The organism is Stenotrophomonas rhizophila (genome assembly GCF_020857975.1).
GTDB classification, from domain to species: Bacteria; Pseudomonadota; Gammaproteobacteria; order Xanthomonadales; family Xanthomonadaceae; genus Stenotrophomonas; species Stenotrophomonas rhizophila_C.
Genome location: NZ_JACWUO010000006.1, coordinates 211,083 through 236,239, shown reverse-complemented (window position 1 = coordinate 236,239; position 25,157 = coordinate 211,083). Strand labels below are relative to the sequence as shown.

At 68.7% G+C, this 25,157-nt stretch carries 15 protein-coding genes; 6 read left to right on the top strand and 9 right to left on the bottom strand.

What is annotated here, in order from left to right:
- Nucleotides 1–9: 9 nt before the first annotated feature.
- Nucleotides 10–459, top strand: a complete 450-nt coding sequence (locus IC535_RS08460; RefSeq protein WP_228884217.1) for a hypothetical protein — start codon at nt 10–12, stop codon at nt 457–459.
- A 487-nt stretch (nt 460–946) separates the two neighbouring features.
- The gene (locus IC535_RS08455; protein ID WP_228884216.1) at nt 947–5,953 is read left to right on the top strand and encodes an autotransporter domain-containing protein; all 5,007 of its coding nucleotides are present in this window, start codon (nt 947–949) and stop codon (nt 5,951–5,953) included.
- A gap of 157 nt (nt 5,954–6,110) precedes the next feature.
- Here the strand turns inward: IC535_RS08455 and IC535_RS08450 are convergent, their stop codons facing one another.
- From IC535_RS08450 to hflK, 6 genes are all read right to left on the bottom strand, one after another.
- The gene (locus IC535_RS08450; protein WP_228884215.1) at nt 6,111–7,433 is read right to left on the bottom strand and encodes a hypothetical protein; all 1,323 of its coding nucleotides are present in this window, start codon (nt 7,431–7,433) and stop codon (nt 6,111–6,113) included.
- Between the two features lie 80 nt (nt 7,434–7,513).
- Complete coding sequence (locus IC535_RS08445) at nt 7,514–9,646, bottom strand: methyl-accepting chemotaxis protein (protein ID WP_228884214.1); 2,133 nt, start codon at nt 9,644–9,646, stop codon at nt 7,514–7,516.
- A gap of 245 nt (nt 9,647–9,891) precedes the next feature.
- On the bottom strand, nt 9,892–11,184 hold the full coding sequence (locus tag IC535_RS08440) for an adenylosuccinate synthase (RefSeq protein ID WP_228884213.1): 1,293 nt from the start codon (nt 11,182–11,184) through the stop codon (nt 9,892–9,894).
- A gap of 282 nt (nt 11,185–11,466) precedes the next feature.
- Nucleotides 11,467–11,652, bottom strand: coding sequence for a DUF2065 domain-containing protein (locus IC535_RS08435; RefSeq protein ID WP_228884212.1), 186 nt, complete (start codon nt 11,650–11,652; stop codon nt 11,467–11,469).
- 89 nt (nt 11,653–11,741) lie between these two features.
- Nucleotides 11,742–12,605, bottom strand: a complete 864-nt coding sequence (hflC, locus tag IC535_RS08430) for a protease modulator HflC (protein WP_228884211.1) — start codon at nt 12,603–12,605, stop codon at nt 11,742–11,744.
- Entirely contained in the window at nt 12,602–13,729 is a 1,128-nt protein-coding gene (hflK, locus tag IC535_RS08425; protein WP_228884210.1) for an FtsH protease activity modulator HflK, read from the bottom strand. Before hflK ends, hflC begins: the two co-directional genes overlap by 4 nt.
- 150 nt (nt 13,730–13,879) lie before the next feature.
- On the opposite strand from hflK, the gene IC535_RS08420 reads away from it, so the two are divergent.
- Both IC535_RS08420 and pilH read left to right on the top strand, forming a co-directional pair.
- Nucleotides 13,880–14,875 (top strand): YhdH/YhfP family quinone oxidoreductase, encoded by a 996-nt coding sequence (locus IC535_RS08420; RefSeq protein ID WP_228884209.1) that lies wholly within the window; start codon nt 13,880–13,882, stop codon nt 14,873–14,875.
- An 89-nt stretch (nt 14,876–14,964) separates the two neighbouring features.
- On the top strand, nt 14,965–15,348 hold the full coding sequence (pilH, locus tag IC535_RS08415) for a twitching motility response regulator PilH (RefSeq protein WP_228884208.1): 384 nt from the start codon (nt 14,965–14,967) through the stop codon (nt 15,346–15,348).
- Nucleotides 15,349–15,454: 106 nt separating this feature from the next.
- Here the strand turns inward: pilH and IC535_RS08410 are convergent, their stop codons facing one another.
- The gene (locus IC535_RS08410) at nt 15,455–16,348 is read right to left on the bottom strand and encodes a DnaJ C-terminal domain-containing protein (RefSeq protein WP_228884207.1); all 894 of its coding nucleotides are present in this window, start codon (nt 16,346–16,348) and stop codon (nt 15,455–15,457) included.
- A 247-nt stretch (nt 16,349–16,595) separates the two neighbouring features.
- Between IC535_RS08410 and IC535_RS08405 the strand changes: the two genes are divergently transcribed.
- Complete coding sequence (locus tag IC535_RS08405) at nt 16,596–17,078, top strand: peroxiredoxin (RefSeq protein WP_228884206.1); 483 nt, start codon at nt 16,596–16,598, stop codon at nt 17,076–17,078.
- 45 nt (nt 17,079–17,123) lie between these two features.
- Nucleotides 17,124–17,720 (top strand): ferritin-like domain-containing protein, encoded by a 597-nt coding sequence (locus IC535_RS08400; protein ID WP_228884205.1) that lies wholly within the window; start codon nt 17,124–17,126, stop codon nt 17,718–17,720.
- Between the two features lie 12 nt (nt 17,721–17,732).
- Here IC535_RS08400 and pbpC read toward each other — a convergent pair whose 3' ends face one another.
- Together pbpC and IC535_RS08390 are read right to left on the bottom strand one after the other, a co-directional pair.
- Complete coding sequence (gene pbpC, locus IC535_RS08395) at nt 17,733–20,108, bottom strand: penicillin-binding protein 1C (RefSeq protein ID WP_228884204.1); 2,376 nt, start codon at nt 20,106–20,108, stop codon at nt 17,733–17,735.
- 50 nt (nt 20,109–20,158) lie between these two features.
- Nucleotides 20,159–25,078: an alpha-2-macroglobulin family protein gene (locus IC535_RS08390; protein WP_228884203.1), complete on the bottom strand. Its 4,920-nt coding sequence runs from the start codon at nt 25,076–25,078 to the stop codon at nt 20,159–20,161.
- Nucleotides 25,079–25,157 lie beyond the last annotated feature (79 nt).

The following is a 25,157-nucleotide window of genomic DNA, read 5'->3' as shown; positions in this document are numbered from 1 at the left end:
AGAGCTCCCATGCCCCGTGGTGACAAGTCCAGCTATACCGACAAGCAGAAGCGCCAGGCCGAGCACATCGAGGAAAGCGAGAAGGAACAGGGCCGCAGTGAAGCGGCGGCCGAACGGATCGCCTGGGCCACCGTGAACAAGCAGGACGGTGGCGGCAGGAAGCGTGGCGCGGCGAAGAAAACGACGAAGAAGGCTGCAGCAAAAAAGGCCACGAAGAAGGGCGCCAAGAAATCCACCAAGAAGGCCACGAAGAAAACCGCGAAGAAAGCCGCGACGAAGAAGGCGGCCAAGAAAACCGCCGCCAGGAAAACCGCGAAAGAGGCAGCGAAGAATGCGCCGGCCCGGAAAGCGGCAAAGAAGGCGACGAAAAAAGCGACGAAAAAAACCGCTGCCAAAAAAGCCACGAAGAAGGCCACCAAAAAGGCGGCAAAGAAGACCGCCCGGAAACCGGCCAAGTAAGGCATCATCCAGACAATCGGGCTGAACTTGATGCCACAACGGCGCGCCGCAGTGCTGCGCTGCGGCACGTTCGGCCACAACCGGTCCGCCCAATGCCTGGCGCTGCGGCCCGGCGCGGGAGCCGCGCCAGGCATGGTTACAGCCGCTGAGAGCGGGCGCCGGCAGGCAACTGGCACGGCGCTTGCATCGACACGCCTGCCGCGATCCGGCCGGCCGCGCCGCCGCCGCCGCGCTGCGTGATTGATTGGCAAGCGGCATAAACCCGATAGAATCCGGCCATCGCGACCCGCCAGCGGCGGATCGCAGGGGAGACACCCGTGCCTGGGCACGGTCGGGGCGGCACCGTTGGGCGCACACCAGGCACCGGCCTTCCGGTCGGTGCCTGCACAGACGTAAGACACAGACGTAAACAGGAAACCGATGTCGGCGGTGCGCGCGTGCGCACGGTCTGCCCGGTGTCACTCGTGGATGGATTCAGGGGGATCGCATGTCCGCATCATCATTTGCCCGTCCGCTGCTGCGGGCGCTGGCCTGCCTGCTGCTCGTTTCCACCTGGTCGGTGCAGGCCGCGCAGGTGAAGTTCACCTCCGGCAACTGGCCCGGCGGCGTCGTGCTGAGTGGCCAGGGCGGCTCCCAGCCGCTGCCGGGCCTGACCCTGCAGCTGATGAACAGCGACGTCGACGGCAGCACGCCGGTCGGCCTCATCGCCTATCGGGACGACGGATTTTTCGGTACCGGCGATGCGACTTTCGGTGCGCTCACCCACGACCAGGACATCAACGGACGGCTGGCGATGGTGGTCAAATCGGCCACCGGCCGGCCGTTCTCGCTCAAGTCCTTCGTGTACATCAATTGGGGCGAGGCCGACAACAGCACGTACCAGGCACGCGGGTACCGCAGTGGCAGCCCCGTGGCCGGCGCCACCCGCTCGTTCACCCAACCGTTCTACGGGCCGGTACCGGTGACACTGCCGGCGGCCTTCGACAACGTGGACGAAGTGCGGGTGCTGATGACCTCCCCCGGCGTCAATGCCAACCAGCACACCTGGCATTCGATCAACGACCTGCAGGTGGAGGTGCCCAACAGCGCCCCGACCAACATTACCCTGTCGGCCAGCACGGTCAACCAGAGCGCCGACGCCAATGCCACCGTGGGCACATTGACCAGCACCGATCCGGACATCGGCAGCACCTTCAGCTATGCACTGGTCGCCGGTGCCGGCGACACCAACAACGCCAGCTTCAATCTCAGCGGCAACAGCCTGCGTGCCAGCAATCCCGCAGCATTGGCAGCGGGCACCTACTCGGTCCGGGTGCGCAGCACCGATGAAAACAGCGCCGTTTTCGAGAAGGCCTTCAGCATCACCGTCGTCGACGACCTCGCTCCCAGCGTCAGCAGCGTCACGCTGAGCGGCTCGCCGGCGGCGACCGCCACCAGCGTGACCTACCTGGTGACCTTCAGTGAGCCGGTGGTCAACGCCTCGACCGCCGACTTCAGCCTGACCACCACCGGCTCGGCGGCCGGCACGATCAGCGCCATCAGCGGTGCGGGCAGCAGTGTGCTCAGCGCTACCGTGGATGGGATCAGCGGCAATGGAACCCTGCGGCTGGACCTCAAGGCCGCATCGGGCATCAGCGACAGCGTGGGCAACGGCAACGTCGCCGCCTACAGCAGCGGCGCGGCGCACACCGTGGCCGTGCCGACCGCGCCTGGCGCGCCGACCATCGGCGTCCCCACCGCCGGCGATGGCGAAGTCTCGGTAGCGTTCACGGCACCGGCCAGCAATGGCGGCTCGGCGATCACCAGCTACACGGTAACGTCCTCCCCGGGCGCACTGACCGCTACCGGCGCTGGCTCCCCGCTGGTGGTCAGCGGCCTGACCAACGGCACCGCCTATACCTTCACCGTCACCGCCACCAACACGATCGGTACCGGCGCGACCTCGACGCCATCGGCGTCGGCCACGCCCAAGGCGGCCCAGGCCATCACCTTCGTCAATCCCGGTACGCAGACCTTCGGCACTGCGCCGACGCTGACCGCCACCAGCAGCGCCGGCCTGCCGGTGACGTTCACCTCCGCCACCAGCGGGGTCTGCACGGTCACCAGCGGCGGTACGCTGACCCTGGTCACGGCCGGGTCCTGCACCATCCAGGCCGACCAGGCCGGCGATATCGCGCACTCGGCGGCCCCCCAGGAAGCCCGGACGTTCACGGTGATGGCGATCGCGCCCGATGCGCCCACCATCGGCACGGCCACCGCCGGCGATACCCAGGCGACGGTGACCTTCACCGCGCCGGCCAGCAACGGCGGTACGAACATCACCACCTACACGACCACCGCCAGCCCGGGTGGCGCGACCGGCACGGGGACTTCCTCGCCGCTGACCGTGACCGGCCTCAACAACGGTACCGCCTATACCTTCACCGTGACCGCCACCAACGCGATCGGTACCGGTGCGGCATCGGCAGCCTCCAACGCGATCATTCCGGCCGCCGCGCAGACCATCACCTTCGGCAATCCCGGCGTGCAGAACTTCGGCACCACGCCGACGTTGAGCGCGACCGCCGATTCCGGGCTGCAGGTAGCGTTCACCTCCAGCACCACCGGGGTATGCGCGATCACCAGCGGCGGCCTGCTGTCCTTCATCTCCATCGGCAGCTGCACCATCAATGCCGACCAGGCCGGCGACAACAGCTTCCTGGCCGCCCCGACCGTGTCACGGACCTTCACCGTCAATGCCGTGGTCCCGGGCGCGCCGGTGATCGGGATCGCCCGGCCCTCGGGTACCGGCGAGATCGAGGTGGCGTTCACTGCACCGTCCTTCACCGGCGGCGCGGCGATCAGCAGCTACACCGTGACCGCCAACCCCGGTGGCGTGCACGTCAACGGCACCGGCAGCCCACTGCGGGTGTCCGGCCTGACCGTGGGCCAGGCGTACACCTTCACCGCGACCGCCACCAGCAGCGCCGGTACCGGCCCGGCATCGGCGGCCTCCAACAGCGTGCTTGCCGCCGATGCGATCGTGGCCTTGCCCTCCAGTGCTTCGGTCGCCTATGGCATCGCCTCGCCGATTCCGCTGAGCATCGGTGGCGCCGCCAGCAGCGTCAGCGTCACCACCGCCGCCTCGCATGGCACGGTCGTGGCCAATGGACTGACCATTACCTACACCCCCACGGCCGGCTACGCCGGTGCGGACAGCTTCGCCTTCACCGCCAGCGACGGCGCCATGACCTCGGCGCCGGCCACGGTCAGCATCACCGTGGGTGCGCCGACGATCGCCGTAACGCCAGCCGGCCTTCCCGGCGGCACCGCCGGCAGCGCCTATCCGCACACCCTGTCGGCCACCGGCGGCGCGGCACCGTACACCTACGTGGTGGTCGGCGTGCTGCCCAGCGGTATCACCCTGTCCAGCGGCGGCGTGTTCAGCGGCACGCCCACGGTGGAGGGCAACTACAGCTTCAGCGTGCGCGCCACCGACAGCAGTACCGGCGACGGCCCGTTCACCGGCATCGCCAACTACACGCTGGCCGTGGCCGCCCCGCAGATCGCCTTCGCCCTGACCAGCCTGCCGCAGGCGTTCACGGCCAGCGGCTACAACCAGCGCCTGCAGGTCACCGGTGGCGCGGCGCCCTACACCTTCGCCATCAGCGGCGGCGCGCTGCCGGCCGGCCTGGGCCTGGCCAGCGACGGCCTGCTGTCGGGCACGGCAACGGCGGCCGGCAGCTACGCCTTCGACGTCACCGCGACCGACGCCAACAACTTCACCGCCACCCAGTCCTACACCCTGGTGGTGATCGAAGCGGTGCAGCAGATCAGCGCATTCGTCGCCGACCCGGGCGCGCCGACCTACAGCGTGGACGGCCGCTTCGCGGTTTCGGCCAGCGGCGGTGCGTCCGGCAATGCGGTGGTGTTTGCCAGCACCACCCCGGCAGTGTGCCGGGTGGAAGGCAGCAGCGTGGTCATGCTGTCGGCCGGGCGCTGCAGCCTGACCGCCAACCAGGCCGGCAACGCGCAGTACCAGGCCGCCGCCCAGGCCGTACTGGAGGTGGACATCACCGCCGCGGTGCCGGTGCTGCAGTGGCCGCAGGAACTGCAGAAACTGTATGGCGAAGCGGCGTTCGACCTGGTCGAGCCGGTCAGCCCCAGCCGCGGTGGTTTCAGTTACAGCAGCAACGCACCGGCCGTGGCCAGCGTGCAGGGCCGCACCGTCACCCTGCACGGCCAGGGCGTGGCCATCATCACCGTCACCCAGGCCGCCGCCGGAGGCTTCAGTACCGGCACCGCGCAGCTGCGCCTGAGCGTCACCCAGCGTCCGGACCCGACCCGCGACCCCGGCGTGGTCGCCGGCGTGCAGGCCCAGGTGGATGCCAGCGTGCGCTTTGCCAGTGCGCAGCAGTCCAATATCCGCGATCGCCTGCGCCAGGTGCGCAGCGGCGACAACGGCTCCAGCAACCAGTTGGCGCTGGGCTATGCCGGCGGCCGCGATCGTCCCAGCCTGGCGCTGCCGCTGGCACCGCTGCAGCAGGCGCCATGGCCGTCGTTGCCGACTGGCTGGGGCCTGTGGGCCTCGGGCAGCGCCAGCTTCGGCGATGGCGACCGCCGCAGCAGCTACGTCTTCCATACCGACGGCATCACCCTGGGCCTGGACCGCGCAATCGGCCAGAACCTGCTGTTCGGCGTGGCCGCCAGCCTGGCCCGCAACGACAGCGCGATGGACGGCAGCGACTCACGCGTGGAAGGCCGGCAGCACTCGCTGGCCGCCTATGGCCTGTGGCGTGCCGGTGAGCACCTGTTCGTCGACGGCGTGATCGCCGGCGGCGCGCTGGACTTCGATACCCGCCGCTGGAGCAATGACGTCGATGCCTTCGGGCACGGCAGCCGCGACGGCGACCAGTGGTTCGGTTCGCTGGCCTTCGGCTACGAGCACCGCAATGCCGGCATGACCCTCACCGGCTATGGCCGCGTGGAAGCCAGCCGCACCACGCTGGATGCGTACCGCGAAACCGGGCTGGACCTGTACGACCTCCACTACCGTCGTCAGGTGGTCCGCAACAGCGCGGTGGCACTGGGCCTGGAGGGCGCCTATCTGCCCGGCGACGGCGAAAGCCGGATCCGGCCGTTCTGGAGCATCGAATACCGCCAGGCAATCGAAGACAAGGGCCAGGCCTACCTCAACTACGTGGTCGGCCCACGCGCGCAGGACTACCGCCTGGACCTGCAGAGCTACAACGACAACGCGCTGTCGATCGCCGCCGGCATGGACGTACGCCTGCAGCGTGGCTGGTTGCTGTCGCTGCTGCTGGGCCACGAACAGACCCGCGGCAGCAGCCGCGCCAGCAGCGTGGGCCTGCGGGTGAGTTATGGCGCTGCGGGGAGCACTGCAGGAGCGGCGGCGATCGACAGCGACGGCGCGGCACCGGCCGATGCCGCGACAGGCAACGGACAACGCTGCAACCCGCGCCGTTGCCCACCGCACGCCAACGCCGCACGGTAAACCGGCCCGTGAGCATGGCCCGGACCTACCCGGTTGACGAACGCGACGGGCAGGTCCGGCCCATGGCCGGATGGGTTCCACAAAAAGGGCGCACGCGGTCCTGCCATCGCTGCGTTCATCACGGTTCCGCCGGGGCGGAATGCGTCTTCTACGTCTTCTACGTCTTCCGCGTCTTCTGCGTCTGCGGTGTTGCGGCCTTTGCCGCCGCCTTCACCGGCAGGGCCATCGACTGCAGCCGGCGGATCGAGCCGATCGGTACCGCCTCCGCGCGACGGTCCGCCGGCCACCAAAGGAACACGAAAGCGCTGCTGGATCCCAGCAGCCGCGCCGTGCCTGGCAGCGGGGCCGTGTCGCCGTCGAGCACTACCTGTACCGGCGTCCCACCCGTGCCATCGCGGATCTTCTCCGCCGTGTTCAGCGCATACAGCGCCGCACCGAACGCCATGAAGCAGACCACCGCCATGCACATGCCGGTCAGCGGGCGCAGCCCGGAAAACTCCCAGTTCATCCACGGCGACTCCGAGAACAGCATCCGCCATCCCCAATGCCGCGCACGCAGGCGGGCCACCTTGGCCGGGTTGCGCCGTCGCAGCGTCTCCGGCCAGCCCAGCAGTACCGCAAGCAGCGCGCCAAGCAGCAGGATCAACAGGTAGGCAGGGTCACGCAGGCCGGCGACGAGGAAGTCGCTGACCTGCAGGTAATCCAGGATCGACAACCGGAACTTGAAGTAGAAGAAGTAGCTCGACCACAGCCCCAGTGCGGAGAGGAACACGTAGCCGGCGCTGACCATCAGCGCCGGCTCCTGCCGGAGCAGGCGCCAGATCACCGCGACCATCGAATCTTCATTGCCATGGGTGACCGGCAGCAACGACCAGTCGGTCGGAGTCTGATCAGCCGCCGGCATCTGCGACTCACCGGCTGCGGTGCTCGCGACGCCCGCCGGTACGTCACCGTGGATACCGCCCTCGTCCCTGTTCCCCATGCGCCCCTCCCCGTTCGGCAGATCATCGCGCACTTTGGCGAGGGACGGAAGCAAGCCGGATCGTGATGCCACGCCCTGCGTGGGGCAATCCATCCGCCCGTCGCAGCTCCACCAGCGCCGTCGGGCCGTGGCGGACTGCGGCCACGATGCCGCCACGGTCGTGCACCGTGCCCAACAGAGGCCGCTGGGCGCGATCGGTGGACAGACCGAACATCGCCCCCTTGCCGCCGACGACGTACACGGCCGCGTAGTCGGCGCGCTGAGCGTCGCGGTGGCACGGGTATCGGCCACCTGCACGCCCAGGCCGTTGTCGCGGAAGATCAGATAGGCCTGGGCGAATTCGTCCATCTCGAAGCCAGGCCGGGTCCTGCCTTGGTCGCGGCCTTCGCCGCTGACCACGATCAGCACCGTATCGGCCGCTGCGGGGCGGGCGTGCAGTGCGGGGATGACCAGCAGCAGCACCAGGATGGCACCGGTGCGGCGCAGCAGGGGCAGCATTATGAGCGGCACCCCTTATCGGCCTACGAAAAGCCCCGCCAAAGCGGGGCTTTTCTGTCTTACTCAGCGCGCGCGTGCGGTCACGCGGCCTGCAGCGACGCCGGGCGCCTCAGGCCTGCGGCGGGGTCCTCCAGCTTGAACACCGCCACCGATTCGATCAGCGCATGCGCCTGCTGTTCCAGCGAACGGCTGGCTGCGGTGGCTTCTTCGACCAGGGCCGCGTTCTGCTGGGTTACCTGGTCCATCTGCACCACCACCTGGTTGACCTGCTCGATGCCGGCGGCCTGTTCCTTGGTGGCCGCCGCAATGTCGCTCATCAGCTGGTTGGTGCGTGAACTGGCCTGGGTCAGGCGCGCGATCGCCGCTTCGGACTCGACGGTGACGCTCAATCCGGTCTTGACCTTCTCGCTGGATTCGTCGATCAGGTCCTTGATCTCCTTGGCGGCGGTGCCGGCGCGCTGGGCCAGGGTGCGTACTTCGCTGGCGACCACGGCAAAACCGCGGCCGTTCTCGCCGGCGCGCGCCGCTTCCACGGCGGCGTTCAAGGCCAGGATGTTGGTCTGGAAGGCGATGCCGTCGATCACCGAGGAGATCTCGGAGATGCGCGCCGAGGACTGGTTGATCTCGCTCATCACCCGGGCCATCTGCGCGATCGCCTGTTCGGTGGCGCGCACCGCCGCGCCGGCCGCATGCGCTTCGTGGTCGGCCTGGTTGGCCAGTTCGGCGTTCTGGCGCACGGTGGAGGTCAGCTCTTCCATCGAGGCGGCGGCCTCTTCCAGGTTGGCGGCCTGCTGTTCGGTGCGGCGCGACAGATCGTTGTGGCCGGCCGCCAGTTCCTGCGCGGCGTCGTTGATGCTGCCGGCCGCGCCCTGGATCTGCTGCACGATGCCGGTCAGCTGCGCGGCGGTGACGTTGGCGTCGTCGCGCATCTGCGCGAACACGCCTTCGTAGTGGCCGGCCATGCGCGAGGTCAGGTCGCCGGTGGAAATGGCGCGCAGCACCTGCGACAGATCGGCGATGCTGGACTGCGAGCTGGCCATCATGCCGTTGAGGTGGGCGACCATGGCGCGGAACTGGAACTGGAACGCGGCCTCCTCGCCACGCACCGAGAAATCACCGGCGCGCGCTGCGCTGGCCAGCGTATCGATCTGCTGGTTGATCGCCATCAGGCTGGCCTTGACCGTGGCCATGGTGCGGGTCAGCAGCGCCTTTTCGCCCGGGTAGCTGTCCAGGTCGCGGCGCAGGTCGCCGATGGCGTAGTCCTGCATCACCTCGACCATGTGCGACTGCACCGCCACGTGCGAGCCGACCAGCTCATTGGTCGCGCGCAGCATGCGCCCGTAGTCGCCCGGCAGCGCGGCCGCATCCATCCGGTAGCTGATCGCGCCCGCTTCGTGCTGCTGGGCCATCTGCAGCTGGGCGGTGATCGCCGCCTGTACGTTCTGGCGCACGCTGCCCATCGCATCGCCCAAGCGGGTCAGTTCATCGCGGCCGCCCAGGCGGAAATCCTGGTCCAGCTCGCCACGGGCCATGCGGTCGGCCAGGCCCACCGCGCGCGCCAGCGGGCCGGTCAGGCTGCGCCCGATCAGGATCGAGGCGGCGATGCCGACCAGCAGCGCGATCCCGCCCAGCACCAGCAACTGCAGCAGGGTGCGCTCGCCCAGCACGATCGCCTCGGCGGCCGCCTCGCGGCTTTCCTTCTCTTCATAGGCCACGCCGTCGGCGAGCGCCTTGTTCCAGCCATTGGCCGCTTCCTGCACCGGGCCCAGGGTCAGGGCGACCGCCGCGGGGAAATCGCCCTGCTGCATCAGGTCGCTGGTCTGCTTGTTCAACGGCCGCGCGGCGGCGCGCCGGGCGGCGATCGCCGCACCGATCTGCTTGCCTTCGGCATCGCCGGGCAGCGCCTGGTAGGCGTTCCAGCTGGCCTCGTAACGCTTGACCAGGGCGGCGATGCGGGCCTCGTCGGCCTCACGTTCCTGGCCCTGGCGGATCAGCATTTCGCGACGCACCACCATCATCTGGTTGTTGGCATCGAGCATCTCCGAGAGCAGCCGCACCTTGGCCACGCCCACCTCGACCACCTCCTGCATCGCCCGCTTCTGCACCGCGCTGCCGGTGGCGCCGGTGGCGACCACGGCGGCGACCAGCAGCAACAACAGGCCAAAGCCCATACCTAGACGCCAGACGACTCTGACATTCCTCAAAAAATCCATAACTACATCCAAAACGTGGGGTGACGTTGTTATCGGCCATCCCCCGCGCCGCTTGATCGCCACGGCGGCACGTACCCCGCTCCGTTCAGCAATGTGCAAAGTGGCGGCAACGGATACCCACTTTGGATAGGTTTGTACCCGGAGTGGGTATCTGGCCGCGCGCAACGAAAAAGCCCCGCTTTGGCGGGGCTCCTTCATGCATCAGCGTATCGCCGTTGCGGCTGCCGGGCGGCGCCCGGCACCGCTCAGGCGAACGGATCCTGCAGCACCATGGTGTGGTCGCGGTCCGGGCCGGTGGAGACGATGCTGACCGGGCAGCCGGCCAGTTCTTCCAGCGCGCGCAGGTAGGCGCGGGCGGCCGGCGGCAGGTCGTCCCAGTTGGTGATGCCGTGGGTGTTCTCGGTCCAGCCCGGGAACTCCAGGTACACCGGGGTGCACTCTTCCCAGCCCTGCGCGTCCAGCGGCGCGTACTCGGTGCGCTTGCCGCGGTATTCGTAGGCGATGCAGACCTTCAGCTTTTCCATGCCGTCGAGCACGTCCAGCTTGGTGATGCACAGGCCGCTGATGCCGTTGATGGCCACCGCGCGCTTGAGCGCGACGATGTCCATCCAGCCGCAGCGACGCGGGCGGCCGGTGGAGGCGCCGTACTCGGCACCGCGGTCGCGGATGCCCTGGCCGATTTCGTCGTCCAGCTCGGTCGGGAACGGGCCGCCGCCGACGCGGGTGGCGTAGGCCTTGGCGATGCCCAGCACGTAGTCGATCGCATCGGCGCCGACGCCGGCACCGGCCAGCGCGCCGCCGACGGTGGTGTTGGAGCTGGTGACGTACGGGTAGGTGCCGTGGTCGATATCCAGCAGCGCGCCCTGGGCGCCTTCGAACAGCACCCGCTTACCCTGCTTGCGCAGGTCGTGCAGGATGCCGGCCACGTCGGACTTCATCGGCTCGACGTATTCGCCGAAGGCCAGTGCTTCGTCGTAGGTCTTCTGGAAGTCGACCGCGTCGGTCTTCAGATAGTTGGTCAGCACGAAGTTGTGGTAGTCCAGCGCGGTACGCAGCAGTTCTTCCAGCTGCGCCGGGTAATGCAGGTCGGCGATGCGGATGCCGCGGCGCGCCACCTTGTCTTCATATGCCGGGCCGATGCCACGGCCGGTGGTGCCGATCGCCTTGCCACCGGCAGCGCGTTCGCGCGCCTGGTCCAGGGCGATGTGGTAGGGCATGATCAGCGGCGCGGCCGGGGAGATCTTCAGGCGCGAACGCACTTCCACGCCGGAGGTTTCCAGCTCGGCGATTTCCTTCTGCAGCGCAGCCGGGGAGATCACCACGCCATTGCCGATCAGGCACAGCGCGTCGGCGCGCAGGATGCCCGACGGGATCAGGTGCAGCACGGTCTTCTTGCCATTGATGACAAGGGTGTGGCCGGCATTGTGGCCGCCCTGGAAACGCACGACGGCACCGATTTCCTCGGTGAGCAGATCGACGATCTTGCCCTTGCCTTCATCGCCCCACTGGGCACCAAGCACTACGACAGACTGACCCATGACGGGCTCCTCAAGATGTTGCGGCCATCGGGGCCGCGGACGGGTAGACCGTGGCGGGGCTGGCCAGCGCGGTGATGGCGGCTCCAAACGGGGAGCGGCCGGCGATGGAAGGCCCAGACACGGAAAAAGCCGAACGGGGAGGCCCGTCCGGCTTTTGTGCATTATCCGGGTTTCCGGGGTCCGGTGCCACCCTCCCGGCCAGTGGCTTCATGGACCGGTCAGGGCCGGCCGATGATGGGCGGTAGTGCCGGCCGCTGGCCGGCTCCCCGGATTGTCTGGAGCCTAGTGCTTGAGCCACCACAGGGTGGTCAGCCCGGCCAGCAGGATCACCCCGCCCCAGGTACGCAGGGTGACGCTGCGCAGCATCAGCAGTTGTTCGGCCATACGCTTCCAGGCCAGCGGCGCGGCGAACAGGAACAGGCCTTCGAGCACGGCAACCAGGCACAGCGCCGAGAACAGATCTTTCATGGACAGGCTTCCGGAAAAGCACGGGGCCCGGCTGTTGGCCGGGCCCCGTGGTGTCAGGATCGAGCAGGCTCGACCCCGGCGGTGACGACTCAGCGATCGTTCTTGAGGTACTGCAGGAACGGGTCGTTCTTGTCGAGCACGATCACGCCGTTGCCGTCGGTCATGGAGCTGCGGTAGGCCTCCAGGCTGCGGTAGAAGGCGTAGAACGACGGGTCGGCCGAGCCGGCCTTGCCGTAGATGCGGGCCGCTTCGGCATCGCCGGCGCCACGCAGCTGCTGGGCGTCGCGCTCGGCCTGGGCCACCAGCACGGTGCTGTCGCGGTCGGCCTGGGCACGGATGGTCAGCGACTGCTCCTCACCCTCGGCGCGCAGCTTGGCGGCCTCCTGCTTGCGCTGGGCGCGCATGCGCTCGTACACATCGTTGATCACCTGGCTGTCGGTGGGCAGGTCGATCTGCTTGATGCGCAGGTCGACGATCTCCATGCCCAGTTCCTTGACCGCCTTGTTGATGCCGGTCAACTGGTTGGCGATCAGTTCGCTGCGGTCGCCCGACACCAGCTGCTGCAGGGTGCGCGAGTTGATCTGGTTGCGCAGCGAGTCGGTGATGATCGGCGCCAGGCGGGCGTTGGCCAGGGTCGCATCGCCGCCGGTGGCGCGGTAGTAGCTGCGCACGTCGGAGATCCGGCCGATGGCGAAGAAGTCCACGCTGACGTCCTTCTGCTCGGCGGTGAAGTAGCGCGCCGGCGCGGTGTCCAGCACCTGGAAACGGCGGTCGAACACGCGCACCGATTCCACCAGCGGCACCTTGAAGTGCAGGCCCGGCTTGATGTCGGCACGGACCACCTTGCCCAGGTTCAACACCATCGCGGTCTGGTCCTCACGGACCACGTACACCGAACCCAACAGGGCCAGCAGGGCGGCCACCGCCAACCCGATCCACAGTGAATTCTTCATCGGCTGGCTCCTTCACGACCGGTCGGTCGGGTGGTCGGGCGCTCGACGTTGCGCACGCCGTCGACCGGGGTGCTGGCCGGCAGCGAGGGCAGCATCACTTCAGGGGTGACCGCCGGGGCGGCAGTGCCGGCGGCGCCGGCGCGGGCATCGCCGGGCATCGGCACATAGATCAGCTGGCGGCCATCGCCGCCGATGATCTTGCGGTTCTGCGACAGCACCTGTTCCACCGTTTCCAGCCACAGCCGCTTGCGGGTGACTTCCGGGGCATCCTTGTACTGCACCTGCAGCAGGCTGAAGCGTTCGGCATCACCCTGCGCCTTGGACACCACCGCCTGCTTGTAGCCTTCGGCGGTGGTGCGCGCACGCGAGGCCTGGCCGCGCGCTTCGGGCACGACCTTGGCCGCGTAGGCCTGGGCTTCGTTGATCAGGCGTTCCTTGACCTGCTGGGCACCGTTGACCTCGTCGAAGGCCGGCTTCACCTCTTCCGGCGGGCGCGCGTCGGGCAGGGTCAAGCCGGTCACGACCAGGCCGGTCTGATAGGCCTTCAGCGAGGCCTGCAGGCGCTCTTCGGCGACCACGGCCAGCGGGCCGCGGTTGTTCAGCACGGCATTGAGATCGGCACGGCCGACCTGCTCGCGCACCGCGCTCTGTGCCGACTGCTCCAGCACCTGGTCGGCCGAGACCGAGCCGAACAGGTACTTCTGCGGATCGGCGATGCGGTACTGCACGTTGACCGAGACGTTGACGATGTTCTCGTCGCGGGTCAGCACCGGTACCTGGCTGCTGAACGTCTTGATCTGGGTGGCGTTGACCTTGGTCACCGACTCGATCGGCCAGGGCAGCTTGAAGTTCGGGCCGGGGCCCAGGATCCGCGAGAACTGGCCGAAGCGCAGCACCACGCCGCGCTGCTGTTCGCCGATCAGCTGGAAGCTGGAGAACAGCACCAGCAAGACCACCGCGACCGCCACCCAACGCAGGATGCCGCCATCGAACAAATCCTTCAGAGGGCCGGGCAAACCGCCCCAGCCGCCGCCACTGCCGCCACCGCGGGGACCAAACGGCCCTCGTCGATTCTCGTCGGGGCCTTGTCCGCCCTTGTTGCCGCCGGGTGTATTCCAGGCCATGCACGCTCCATCAGAGGTAGGGTTGCCTGCGGGTCATTCCGCACCGTCAACCGTTGAATCCTGCTCGATTCTACTAGATGGGGCAGTTCGGCAGGATTGGAAGGGGGGATCGGGCGTATCGTGTCGTTTTCCTCCCCGTCAGGCATCTTCATGGCTATTCCCGACCGGTTCAACGCCTTCCGCATCCACCACGACGACGGCGGCCACCGCAGCGGGCTGGAACCGATCGGGCTGGACCAGCTCAGCCCCGGGCAGGTGGTGATCCGGGCGCAGTGGTCCTCGGTGAACTACAAGGACGCCCTGGCCGGGACCGGCAGCGGCCGGATCCTGCGCCGCTTCCCGCTGGTCGGCGGCATCGACGTGGCCGGCACCGTGGTGGCCTCCACCGACCCGGCCTTCGGCGAGGGCGATGCGGTGCTGGCCACCGGCTGCGGGCTCAGCGAGACGGTGGATGGCGGCTACAGCCAGTACGTGCGGCTGGATGCGGGCGCGGTGATCGCCCAGCCGGCCGGGCTGGACGCCCGCGAGGCGATGATCCTGGGCACGGCCGGCTTCACCGCCGCACTGGCCCTGCTGCGCCTGCTCGACAACCGGCTGACCCCGGCGCATGGCCCGCTGGCGGTGACCGGGGCCACCGGCGGGGTCGGCTCGCTGGCGGTGGATATCTTCAGCCGCGCCGGTTTCCAGGTGCATGCGATCAGCGGCAAGGCCGACCAGGCCGACTTCCTGCGCGGGTTGGGCGCCAGCGAAGTCCTGCCGCGGGAGGCGCTGGCCACCGGCAAGCCGATCGCGTCGGCCCGCTTCGGCGGCGGCCTGGACAATGCCGGCGGCCCGATGCTGGCCAGCCTGCTGGCGCAGACCGTGCCCTACGGCAGCGTGGTCAGCGCCGGCCTGGCCGCCAGCCCGGCACTGGACATGACGGTGATGCCGTTCATCATCCGCGGCGTGTCGTTGCTGGGTGTGTCGTCTTCGTCCGCACCACGCGCGCTGCGCGAGCTGGTCTGGGAAAAACTGGGCGGGCCCTGGAAGCCGCGCCACCTGGACGCGATCTGCACGCGTGAAGTCGGCCTGGACGGACTGTCCGCAGTATTTGAACAGATGCTCGGCGGCGCCTCGCTGGGCCGCACGGTGGTGCGAATCGACTGAGCGTCGCAGGCAGGCGACGGACGGCAGCGCGGGCGCTTCCCGCCCATGCGAGCGCGGCACTACACTGCGGGCATCACTCGGGGAACAACATGGCACGCATTCTGATCGTCGACGATTCACCGTCGCAGCTGCTGGGGATACAGCGCATCGTCGAGAAGCTGGGGCACCAGATCCTGACCGCCACCGATGGCGCGGCCGGGGTCGAAGCGGCCAGGGCCCAGCTGCCCGACCTGGTGCTGATGGATGTGGTGATGCCCAACCTCAACGGCTTCCAGGCCACCCGCACGCTGGCCCGTGATGCGGCCACCAAGCATATTCCGGTGATCCTGGTGACCACCAAGGACCAGGACACCGACCGCATGTGGGGCATGCGCCAGGGCGCCAAGGCCTACATCACCAAGCCGTTTTCCGAAGACGAGCTGTCCGAAGTGCTGGAGCGGGTGTTCAGCAGCCAGGAACCGCCGGCGGCGTAGATGCCGACCGTCGGTCGGCATGCGGTAGGTACCGACCGTTGGTCGGTACATCGATTGACCGTTGGTCGGTACGTCGGTTGATCCGTTGGCCGGTACGCCGATCGAATCAGACCTTCTCGCCGAACGCCTTGGCCAGCGCCTTGTAGGCCTTCTTCTGCGCCTCTTCGGTAGGCGCCGGGGCGACGATCTCCAGCTCGATGATCTGGTCGCCATCGGGATTGCCCGGCAGGCCACGGCCACGCAGGCGCAGCTTGCGCCCGGCATCGGATTCGGCCGGCACCTTCAGTTCCACCGCCCCGCCCAGGGTCGGCACGCTGATGCTGGTACCCAGCGCGGCCTGCCACGGGGTGACCTGCAGGGTGTACAGGATGTTGCGGCCGTCCACCTCGAACTGCGGGTGCTCGGCATATTCCACTTCCAGCAGCAGGTTGCCGCCACCGGTGCCCTGCCCGGCCAGCCGGATCACCTGGCCGGGGCGGATGCCCTTGGGCACGCGCACGTCCAGCTGCTTGCCGTTGACGTTGATGCGCAGGCTGTCGCCCTGGTGGGCGGCCTCCAGCGGCACCGACAATTTGGCGCGGGTATCGCGGGTGGGCTGCGGGCCCTGGCTGGCGCCGCCGAAGCCGCTGGCGCGCCCGGCACCGCCACGCTGGCGGGCGAACAGGCTTTCGAAGAAATCGCTGAAGCCACTGCCACCGGCACCGCCGCCAAACACTTCTTCATAGTCGAAGCCCTGCCCACCGCCGTAGTTCGGCGGGGCATGGAATTCTTCGCCCGGGCGGTAGCCCTGGGCCTTGAGCTGGTCGTAGGCGGCGCGTTTCTGCGGATCGCGCAGGGCCTCATAGGCTTCATTGACGGCCTTGAACTTGTCCTCCGCACCGGCCTCCTTGCTGACGTCGGGGTGGTACTTGCGCGCCAGCCGGCGGTAGGCGGTCTTGATTTCCGCATCGCCCGCAGTCGGTTCCACCCCGAGCGTGGCGTAATAATCCTTGAATTCCATCGATACACCTCGAATAAGTTCGGTCGCCCGCGCCGGCGGGCACCGTCGGCGCAATTCTAGCCGCTGGCGGGCGCATTGCCGTGACGCCGGCCGAATGATCCTGCGCAATGCAGCGGCCATGCGGCCTGGCTACGCTGGCCCGGCCGGCCTTTCCCAGCCGTGAGATGGGCATTGACCGGCGCTTTTCAACATTTTGACGCCATCCTCCCATCCGGCTTACTAGCCTGAGCATGTCAAAGGAGTCCACATGAGCATCCACGTCGGCGACCGCATCCCCGAAGTCACCCTCAAGCGCATCGGCCAGGGCATCGAGACCCTGGACACGCTTGCCCTGTTCGACGGCCGCCGCGCGGTGCTGTTCGCCGTGCCCGGTGCCTTCACTCCCACCTGCTCGGCCCAGCACCTGCCCGGCTATGTGCAGCACTTCGCCGATTTCCGCCAGCGCGGCATCGACGTGTTCTGCATGGCGGTCAACGATCCGTTCGTGATGAAGGCCTGGGGCGAAAGCCAGCACGTGCCCGACGGGCTGCAGATGCTGTCCGACGGCAACGGCGAGCTCACCCGCGCGCTGGGGCTGGAGATGGATGCCAGCAGCTCGGGCATGGGCCTGCGCAGCCGCCGCTTCGCGCTGTACGTCGATAACGGCGTGGTGCGCCAGACCTTCATCGAGGAACCGGGCCAGTTCGAGGTGTCTTCGGCCGAGTACGTGCTGGCGCACCTGCCCAGCTAGACCCACGCAACGAATCCACGCACCAAAAAAGGAAACCGGCCAGCCATGTCGACGCCAGCCAAGCAGACCCCGCCCAGCCATCCCGCTGCCGCCGCCAGCGGCGGCCACCCGCCGGGCATCAGCGACACCGCCAGCCTGCGCGCCCGCGCGCGCCGCAATATCGAAGACGGCGCGATCACCGACAGCTACGGCGCCGATCGCGAAGCGGTGATCAGGCTGCTCAACGCTGCGCTGGCCACCGAGTATGTGTGCGTGCTGCGCTACTACCGCCATTACTTCATGGCCAAGGGCATGCTCGCCGATGCGGTCAAGGCCGAGTTCCTCGAACACGCCCAGCAGGAACAGGCCCACGCCGGCAAGCTGGCCGAACGCATCGTCCAGCTCGGCGGCGAACCGGACCTCAACCCCGATACGCTGACCGCGCGTTCGCACGCCGAGTACAAGGAAGGCGCGGACCTGCGCGACATGGTCCGCGAGAACCTGATCGCCGAGCGCATCGCCATCGACAGCTACCGCGAAATGATCAACTTCGTCGGCGACAAGGACACCACCACCAAGCGCATCCTGGAAGAGATCCTGGCCCAGGAAGAGGAACACGCCGACGAATTCGCCGACCTGCTGGACGGCTGGATCGGGGAATAACGCTGGCGTACATCACCGCAATATACGGAACCGCACCTGCGTCCAGGCACCATCGGCGGCCAATGCGGTCAAAGTGTGCTCGCCGACTTCGTCGAAATCGCGCTGGAACAACCGCGCCCCTTCGGTCCGCGCGATCCAGCGCCCGTCCAGCAGCCAGTCCACGCTGTGCTCGTTGCCCAGCGCCCGCAACTGCAGGCGCACACCATGCTCGGCATTGGGCGCGCGCGCCAGCGTGGCGCGGTCGTTGAGCCCTTCGATATGCAGACTGCCGCCACTGTCGCGGCCATCGTCGCTGCAATCGGGCGACAACGCCGGCAGCTGCGCCGCGCGCCGCTGCGCCAGCGGCAACCATGGCGACACCAGCGCCGGCCAGCGGGCGATTTCGCGCACCTGGGTCTCATGCGGCAGCCGGCAATCCGGCGACAGCCGCAGGCCGGTGCGCGCGTCCACGTTGAAACGCTGGCGGCCGGGCTGCCACAGCCGCGCGTCGCGCTCGGCGAAGGTGGGCGGCACCACGCCATCCAGCACGAAGGCCTCCAGGCGCCGTTGGCACAGCGCCGGCTCGGTGTGCGCGGCCAGTTCGCCGGTGGGCCAGCAGACGTCTTCGCGGGTCACGCTGGGCGGCATCGGCGCGCCACTGGCATCGCCGCCCTGCCGCGGCAGGCTGTCGACCACCTCGAACATCAGCGGCAGCGCGGTGACCGCCCCGTACTGCCCCGGCAACGGGGTGCCGTCCGGCCGCCCCACCCACACGCCCACGGTGTAGTGGCGGGTACTGCCGATCGCCCAGGCGTCGCGGTAGCCGTAGCTGGTGCCGGTTTTCCAGGCCACCCGCGGGCGGCCGGTAACGTCGAAGGTGCCGCTGCCGTAACCGGGCCGCGGGTTGGCCTCCAGCACTTCACGGGTGATCCACGCCGCGCCCGGCGACATCAGCCGGCGCTCGATCACCGCATCGTCGGCGGTGTAGCGCACGCGCCCGGCGATGCCGTTGCGGTTGAGCGCGGCGAACGCACCGACCAGGTCTTCCAGCCGTGCGCCGGTGCCACCGAGGATCAGCGACAGGTTCGGCGCGCTGCCGCGCGGGAAGCGCAGGTTGATGCCGGCATGCGAAAGACGCGCGGCGAACCGCGCCGAACCGACCCGGTCGAGCAGGTCCACCGCCGGCACGTTCAACGACAGCCGCAACGCGGTGGCCGAACTGACCGGGCCGTTGAAGGCGGCATCGAAGTTGCCCGGGCGGTAGCCGCCGAAACTCTGCGGCGCATCCACCATCAGGCTCTCCGAATGGATCAGCCCATCATCCAGCGCCATGCCATACAGGAACGGCTTGAGGGTGGAACCGGGCGAGCGCCAGGCCTGCACCATGTCCACGTGGCCGAGCCGCTGCTTGTCGCCGAAGGCCACCGAACCGACATAGGCGCGCGCCTCCAGCGTGCGGTTGTCCAGCACCAGCAACGCCGCCGAAGTCCGCTCGGGCAGCTGCGAAAAATACGAGGACACGCGCTCTTCCAGGGTGCGCTGCAGGCCGATGTCCAGCGTGCTTTCGATCCGCGCCGCACGCGGCTGCGCCGAGCGCAGGCGCTGGGCCAGCAGCGCGGCATGCAGCGGCGGCTGCAGCGCGCGGGTCACCACCGCTTCGATGCGCGCATCGTCGACCTCCTCGCGCGACCACACGCCCAGTTCGGCCATGCGCGCGAGCACCTTGTCGCGCGCCCGTTGCGCCGCCTCGGGATGGCGGTCCGGGCGCAACCGGCTGGGCGCCTGCGGCAGCACCGCCAGCAGCGCCGCCTCGGCCTGCGACAGCCGCGCGGCCGGCTTGCCCAGGTAGGCCCAGCTGGCCGCTTCCACGCCTTCGATGGTGCCGCCGTAAGGCGCCCGCTCCAGGTACAACGCCAGGATCTGCGCCTTGCTCAGGTGCACTTCCAGCTGTACCGCACGCAGCAACTGCTTGGCCTTGCCCCACGGCGTGCGCGTATGCGGGTCGAGGATGCGCGCCACCTGCATGGTCAGGGTGGAGCCGCCGGACACGATGCGGCCCTCCAGCAGCCATTGCCGGCCGGCACGCAGCAGCGCCCACGGGTTGACCCCGGGATGCCGCCAGAACCAGCGGTCCTCGTAGTTCAGCAACGCCTGCAGGTACAGCGGCGACACGCTGTCGGCCGAGGCCGGGTAGCGCCACACCCCGTCGCCATCGGCAAACGCGCGCAGCGGGGTGCCGTCGCGGGCCACCACCAGCGTGCTGGTATCGCGCTGCCGGGGCAGTGGCGGCGGGAACGCCAGGTCCAGCACCAGCAGCAGCGCCAACAGTGCCGCGCTGCCCCAGCGCAGCAGCGGCCACAGCCAGCGCCGTGCCAGCGGCGTCAGGCGTTTGCGAAGGAAGGACGTCATCGGTTACCGGACTGCGCGGGCCACCACCTTGGCGATGGCCCGCACCAGGTTCAGGGCTGGACCACGGTCATCGTGGTCGGGTTGCTGCGCCCCACCCCACGCAGGTCGGGACGGTACATGTCCTCCACCAGCGGCGGCGGCACCGTGTAGGTGCCCGGGGTGACCGCACGCACCAGGTAGAACACCTTGGCGGTACTGCCCTTGGACAACTTCAGCGCGGCCACATAGCGGTCGTCGCGGAACTCCTCGTGGCGCACCGTCGCCGCATCGCCACGGTCGTTGACGCTCAGGCCGTCCACCACCACGTCGGCCCACTGCTTGGCATCGCCCAGGTTGAAGTTCTCGATCTCCAGGCCGGCCGGCAGCAGGTCGGTCAGCAGCGCATCGGGCATGTCCAGGCCGGCAGTGATGCTGACCCGCACGATCAATGCCTCGCCTTCCTTCAGCGCACGCGGCGTCCACGGCTTGCCGTCGGTGGTGTACCAGGTGCGTTCCACGCCCAGGGTGCGGTTGTCCGGCTCGGGCGCGGTGCGCGGGATGCCGGCCACTTCCAGGCTGGCGAACATCGGCGGCTCGCCCTGCGGGGTGAAGCGCACGCCCTTGGCCAGGGCGGCGTAGTCGAAGCTGCGCCCGAACATGCGGCGCGCGGCGATCGCCTCGACCTGGCCGCCCACCGCCAGCTCGCCGGAAACCAGCTTCTTCTGGTTGGCCGCCAGCGCCTTGCCCAGCCGCGCGATGGCGACCTGTTCCTGCGTGCTCAGCCACATCCAGCCGCTGCTGCGGCGGGCTTCCAGGTTGCGGCCCAGCTCGACCGCACGGGCATCGTAGGCCGGCTTGGACAGCTTGCGCTCGTGCAGCAGCGCGATCATCAGCGCGTCATCGCGCACCGCGCTGCCGTAATCGCCGAAGTACTGCGGGCGGGCGTCGCTGCTCTTGGCGAAGCCGGCGGCAATGGCCGCATCGCCACGCTTGTGGTCGCCCTGCAGCGACAGCGCGATGCCCAGGTGCACCAGCGGCAGCCCGGTCAGCGCCTTGCCGCGCTCGTTGTCGTACAGCGCGCGCAGCGTGCCCAGCGGGGCGCGGTTGACCCGGGCCAGCACATAGCCGGCATAGGCCTGGTTGGCGAACTTGAGGTTCTCGCGGCGGTCCTCGCCGTAGAACTGGTTGCCGCCGGACAACAGGTCCTCGCTCAGGCGGTTGAGCGCCTTCTGCAGCACGTTGTCGGGCACGGCGAAACCGCCGTCCTTGGCATCGAGCAGGAACTCGGCGATGTACGGGGTCAGCCACGGATTGACGTAGCCGTCGTCGCCCCACATCGAGAAGTTGCCGTTGGCCACCTGCATCGAGGCCAGCCGGCCGAAGGCGCCCTCCATGCGCTCGCGGCGGGCCTTGGCATCCAGGCCGTCGGCACCGAGCATGGCCGAGGTGGCCTCGTCCAGCATCAGCGCGGCATAGCCCTTGCTGGTGGTCTGCTCGGCACAGCCGTAGGGGTACTTCAGCGCACCGTTGAGCGCACTGGCAAACGGAATCGGCGGCAGTGCACTGACCAGCAGCCGCGCGGTCACCGAATCGTCCATCAGGCCATCGGCCAGGCCGGTGCCCATCTCCACCGCCGCCAGCGGGTCCAGTGTGCGGGTCTGCGCGCGCAGCACCTGCGGCCAGGCCGCACGTACCGGCAGGTCGTAGCGGCGGTCCACCTTGAAGCCGTTGCCGTCCACCCGCACCCGCACCTTGGCCACGGTATAGCCTTCGCGCGCGCTCAGCGGGAAGCTCAACGTGCTCTTGGCGTCGGCCTTGAGCTGCAGGGTGCGGGTCGGTTCGCCCAGGGTCAGCGGGCCGATGCCATCGACCTGCACCTTGAACTCGCCCGGCTTGCCGGTGAAGTTCTGCACGTCCAGGGTGACCGTGCTGCGGTCGCCCGGCGCCAGTACCCGCGGCATGCTCGCTTCGGCCAGGATCGGCGCGCGCACCACCGTTTCCATGTCGCGCTTGCCGTACTGGTCATCGGCGTAGACCAGCGCGGAGATGCGCAGGGTGCCGTTGAAATCGGGCACCTTCAGCGCGATCCGGGCAATGCCCTTGGCATCGAGTTTGACCGGGCCGGAGAACAGGTCCACGGTCTGCACCCGCGCGGTCGGGCGCTTGGCCTGCGGCATCGCCGCCAGCGCCATGTCGCCGCCGAACTTGAGCTTGCCGCTGCTGCCGTCGAAGCTCTCGATCACCCGGCTGTAGATGTCATAGGCATCCACGCCCAGGCGCCGCTGCGCGAAGAAGTGGCCGGCCGCATCGGGGACCGGGAAGCGGGTGATGTTGAGAATGCCCACGTCCACCGCCGACACGGTCACGTGCGCCAGCTTGCCGGCCAGCTGCGGGGCGCTGACGGCCACCGGCAGGGTCTGCTCCGGGCGCATCTGCTTGGGCGCCGACAGGCCCACGGCCACTACCCGCGCCTTGCGCTCCATCGGCACGTGCACCACGCCGACCGCGCGGGCCGGGGTGATCTTGCTCGGCGCGCTGCCACCGCGGAACACCAGCGCGGTGATGTAGACATCGTGGCGTTCCCATTCGGCGGTGACCGGGATGTCGAAGCTGCTGCCCGGCTTGGCGTCGATCTCCTGCACATACAGCATCTTGTCGCTTTCCACCATCAGGATGCCCTTGCCGGCATGCGGAGGGGTGACGGTGACGCGGACCTTGTCGCCGGCCTTGTAGCCGGTCTTGTCCAGGCCCAGCTTGATCTTGTCCGGGCGCGCATCCAGGCCGCGGTTGTCGTCGTTCCAGCTCCAGCCGGCGCGGAACGGATAGCGGCTGGTCAGCCCGGTGGCCGGGTCGAACACATCCAGCCGGTATTCGCCCCACTCCACCGGGAAGTCGACCGCGACCGCGGCGTTACCGGCATCGATGGTGCGGCTGTCCTTGTTCTCGAAGCGGCGGGTGAAGTCGTAGTCCCAGCGGTTCTCGTTGAAGGTCCAGTGGTAGTCGCGCAGCTCGCGCACCAGGGTGGCCTTCAGGCCCTTGGCCGGCTGCGGCTTGCCGGCCGCGTCCACCCGCATCAGCTCGAAGCGCGCGTTGCCGTTGGCATCTGCACCGTCGTCGGGGTTGAACAACGGGCGCACGCCGACCAGCACCGGCGCCGGCCACATCACCCGCTTCAGGGTGCGGGTGACGGTGCGGCCACCGGTCTCATAGACGCTGCCGGATACCACCACCGCCACCGGCGCGGTGGCCTTGACCTCGGCCGGCAGTTCCACGTCCTGACGCAGCTTGCCGTCGGCCGGGAACTGCGTGTCGATCACATCGCGCGCCTGGCGCGGCAGTTCGATGGTGGGGTCGCCGAAGAAGTAGCCCGGCAACGTTTCCACCGGGGACTGTTCGGCGGCCACGGTCAGCCGCGCGGTGAAGCGGTTGCCATCGGCCGGCGCGCCGTACAGGTAGGCCGCATCGGCGATCAGCTTGAGCGGCTGGCCCGGCTTGAGGGTCTTCTGCGCGCTGTCCAGGTCCAGCTTCATGCGCTCGGGCAGGAATTCCTCGATGCGCAGGGTCATGCCCTGGATGGCTTCCTTGCTGGCCGGATCGGTGCGGAACTCCACCTGCCAGCGCCCGGTCGGCGCCTCGACCGGGATGTTCTGCTCGAAGCTGAAATAGCCCTGCTCGCCCGGCTGCAGGCGGGTCTCGCGGAAGGTCTTGCCGTCGGGCTGCTTCAGGCGCAGGAACACCGGCTGGGCCTTGACCGGCTTGCCGTCGTTGTCGCGCAGCAGCGCGGAAATGCGCACGGTTTCGCCGGGGCGGTACAGGTCGCGGCCGGACCAGGCGAACACGTCGAACCAGGCATTGTCGCGCCCGGCCACGGCGAACTCGCTCAGGTCCAGCGCCGGCTGGTTGAACGGCAGCATCGAGGTATCCCCGCCGCTGCTGGCGATCAGCACGTGGCCGGCATCCAGGGTGTAGTTGAGCAGCGCGTTGCCGTTGCCGTCGGTGCTGCCCTTGAGCACCACCTCGCCCTTGCCGTCGAGGATGCGCAGGTCGATCTTCTTCAGCGCCGCCCCGCTCTGCAGCGAGGCGGTATGGACGAACAGCTTGTCCTTGTAGGCACGGGTATGCAGGCCGATGTCGCTGACGGTGAAGAAGGCGGTATCGAACTCGCTCTCGAACGAACCGCTGCGCTTCATCACCGCAAAGTACAGGCCCGGCTCCTGCAGTTCCTTGATGTCCTGGGTGGGCAGGTAGGTCAGCACGCGTTCGTTCTGCTTGCCGCCCAGCACGAAGCGGTTGACGTAGACCGGCTCGGCCAGCTTCGACATCGGGGTCTTGTCGTCGTACTCGCTGTCCAGCTCCCAGCTGCCGCGGCGGCCGCCGCGCTGGTACTGGCTGAAGAAGTTCGGCAGTTCCTTCTCGCGCACGCGCAGGAACTCCACGTCCACTTCCTGCACGTTGACCGACACCACCGGCAGGCCACGGCTGTCCTTGGCCGGCAAAACGCTGCCCTGCGAGGCGAAGCCGGCCACCGGCTTGAGCTCGCCGCTGAACACCTTCTGGCGCAGTTCCTTGCCCAGGCGGCTGCCATCGGCGGCCAGCAGGTGCGGCGAGACGATCAGGGTGAATTCCTTGGCCGCCTCCACGAACGGATAGCGCAGGGTCTTGCCGTCGTCGGACAGGGTCCAGCTGCTGTCCTCGGTGCCGACCTTCTCGGCGAAGCGGACCAGCGTGTCGAAGTCCTGGGTGCCGACCAGCGGGCGCGAGAACTCCAGCGCCAGCGACAGGCCGTCGCTCTTCTGGTCGGGGAAGGCCCGCACCAGGGTGAACTCGGTGACCGCCTCGGCCTTGGCCGCGATCGGCGCACCGGACGGGGTCGGCAGCTGGCCGCTGTCGTTGCGCTTGCAACCGCCGATGCCGATGGCCAGCCCGGCCACCAGCGCCAGGCCTGCGATTCCCTTCCAGCTCCACTGCCCGACCCGACTGCGGCTAGCCATGACGTCACTCCTTGAACAAGGCGGCCAGTATACGGCCAGCCGTCAAGGGGTTGACGGCCCGTCCGGCGGCGTTGATCGC

What these genes read in the sequence shown, in the direction of transcription:
- IC535_RS08455 (WP_228884216.1), top strand. Translation starts at nt 947, where the DNA reads ATGTCCGCATCATCATTTGCCCGTCCGCTGCTGCGGGCGCTGGCCTGC.
- IC535_RS08420 (WP_228884209.1), top strand. Translation starts at nt 13,880, where the DNA reads ATGGCTATTCCCGACCGGTTCAACGCCTTCCGCATCCACCACGACGAC.
- pbpC (WP_228884204.1), bottom strand. Translation starts at nt 20,108, where the DNA reads ATGACGTCCTTCCTTCGCAAACGCCTGACGCCGCTGGCACGGCGCTGG.
- IC535_RS08450 (WP_228884215.1), bottom strand. Translation starts at nt 7,433, where the DNA reads ATGCTGCCCCTGCTGCGCCGCACCGGTGCCATCCTGGTGCTGCTGCTG.
- IC535_RS08460 (WP_228884217.1), top strand. Translation starts at nt 10, where the DNA reads ATGCCCCGTGGTGACAAGTCCAGCTATACCGACAAGCAGAAGCGCCAG.
- hflC (WP_228884211.1), bottom strand. Translation starts at nt 12,605, where the DNA reads ATGAAGAATTCACTGTGGATCGGGTTGGCGGTGGCCGCCCTGCTGGCC.
- IC535_RS08440 (WP_228884213.1), bottom strand. Translation starts at nt 11,184, where the DNA reads ATGGGTCAGTCTGTCGTAGTGCTTGGTGCCCAGTGGGGCGATGAAGGC.
- IC535_RS08435 (WP_228884212.1), bottom strand. Translation starts at nt 11,652, where the DNA reads ATGAAAGATCTGTTCTCGGCGCTGTGCCTGGTTGCCGTGCTCGAAGGC.
- IC535_RS08405 (WP_228884206.1), top strand. Translation starts at nt 16,596, where the DNA reads ATGAGCATCCACGTCGGCGACCGCATCCCCGAAGTCACCCTCAAGCGC.
- IC535_RS08410 (WP_228884207.1), bottom strand. Translation starts at nt 16,348, where the DNA reads ATGGAATTCAAGGATTATTACGCCACGCTCGGGGTGGAACCGACTGCG.
- IC535_RS08445 (WP_228884214.1), bottom strand. Translation starts at nt 9,646, where the DNA reads ATGGATTTTTTGAGGAATGTCAGAGTCGTCTGGCGTCTAGGTATGGGC.
- IC535_RS08390 (WP_228884203.1), bottom strand. Translation starts at nt 25,078, where the DNA reads ATGGCTAGCCGCAGTCGGGTCGGGCAGTGGAGCTGGAAGGGAATCGCA.
- hflK (WP_228884210.1), bottom strand. Translation starts at nt 13,729, where the DNA reads ATGGCCTGGAATACACCCGGCGGCAACAAGGGCGGACAAGGCCCCGAC.
- pilH (WP_228884208.1), top strand. Translation starts at nt 14,965, where the DNA reads ATGGCACGCATTCTGATCGTCGACGATTCACCGTCGCAGCTGCTGGGG.
- IC535_RS08400 (WP_228884205.1), top strand. Translation starts at nt 17,124, where the DNA reads ATGTCGACGCCAGCCAAGCAGACCCCGCCCAGCCATCCCGCTGCCGCC.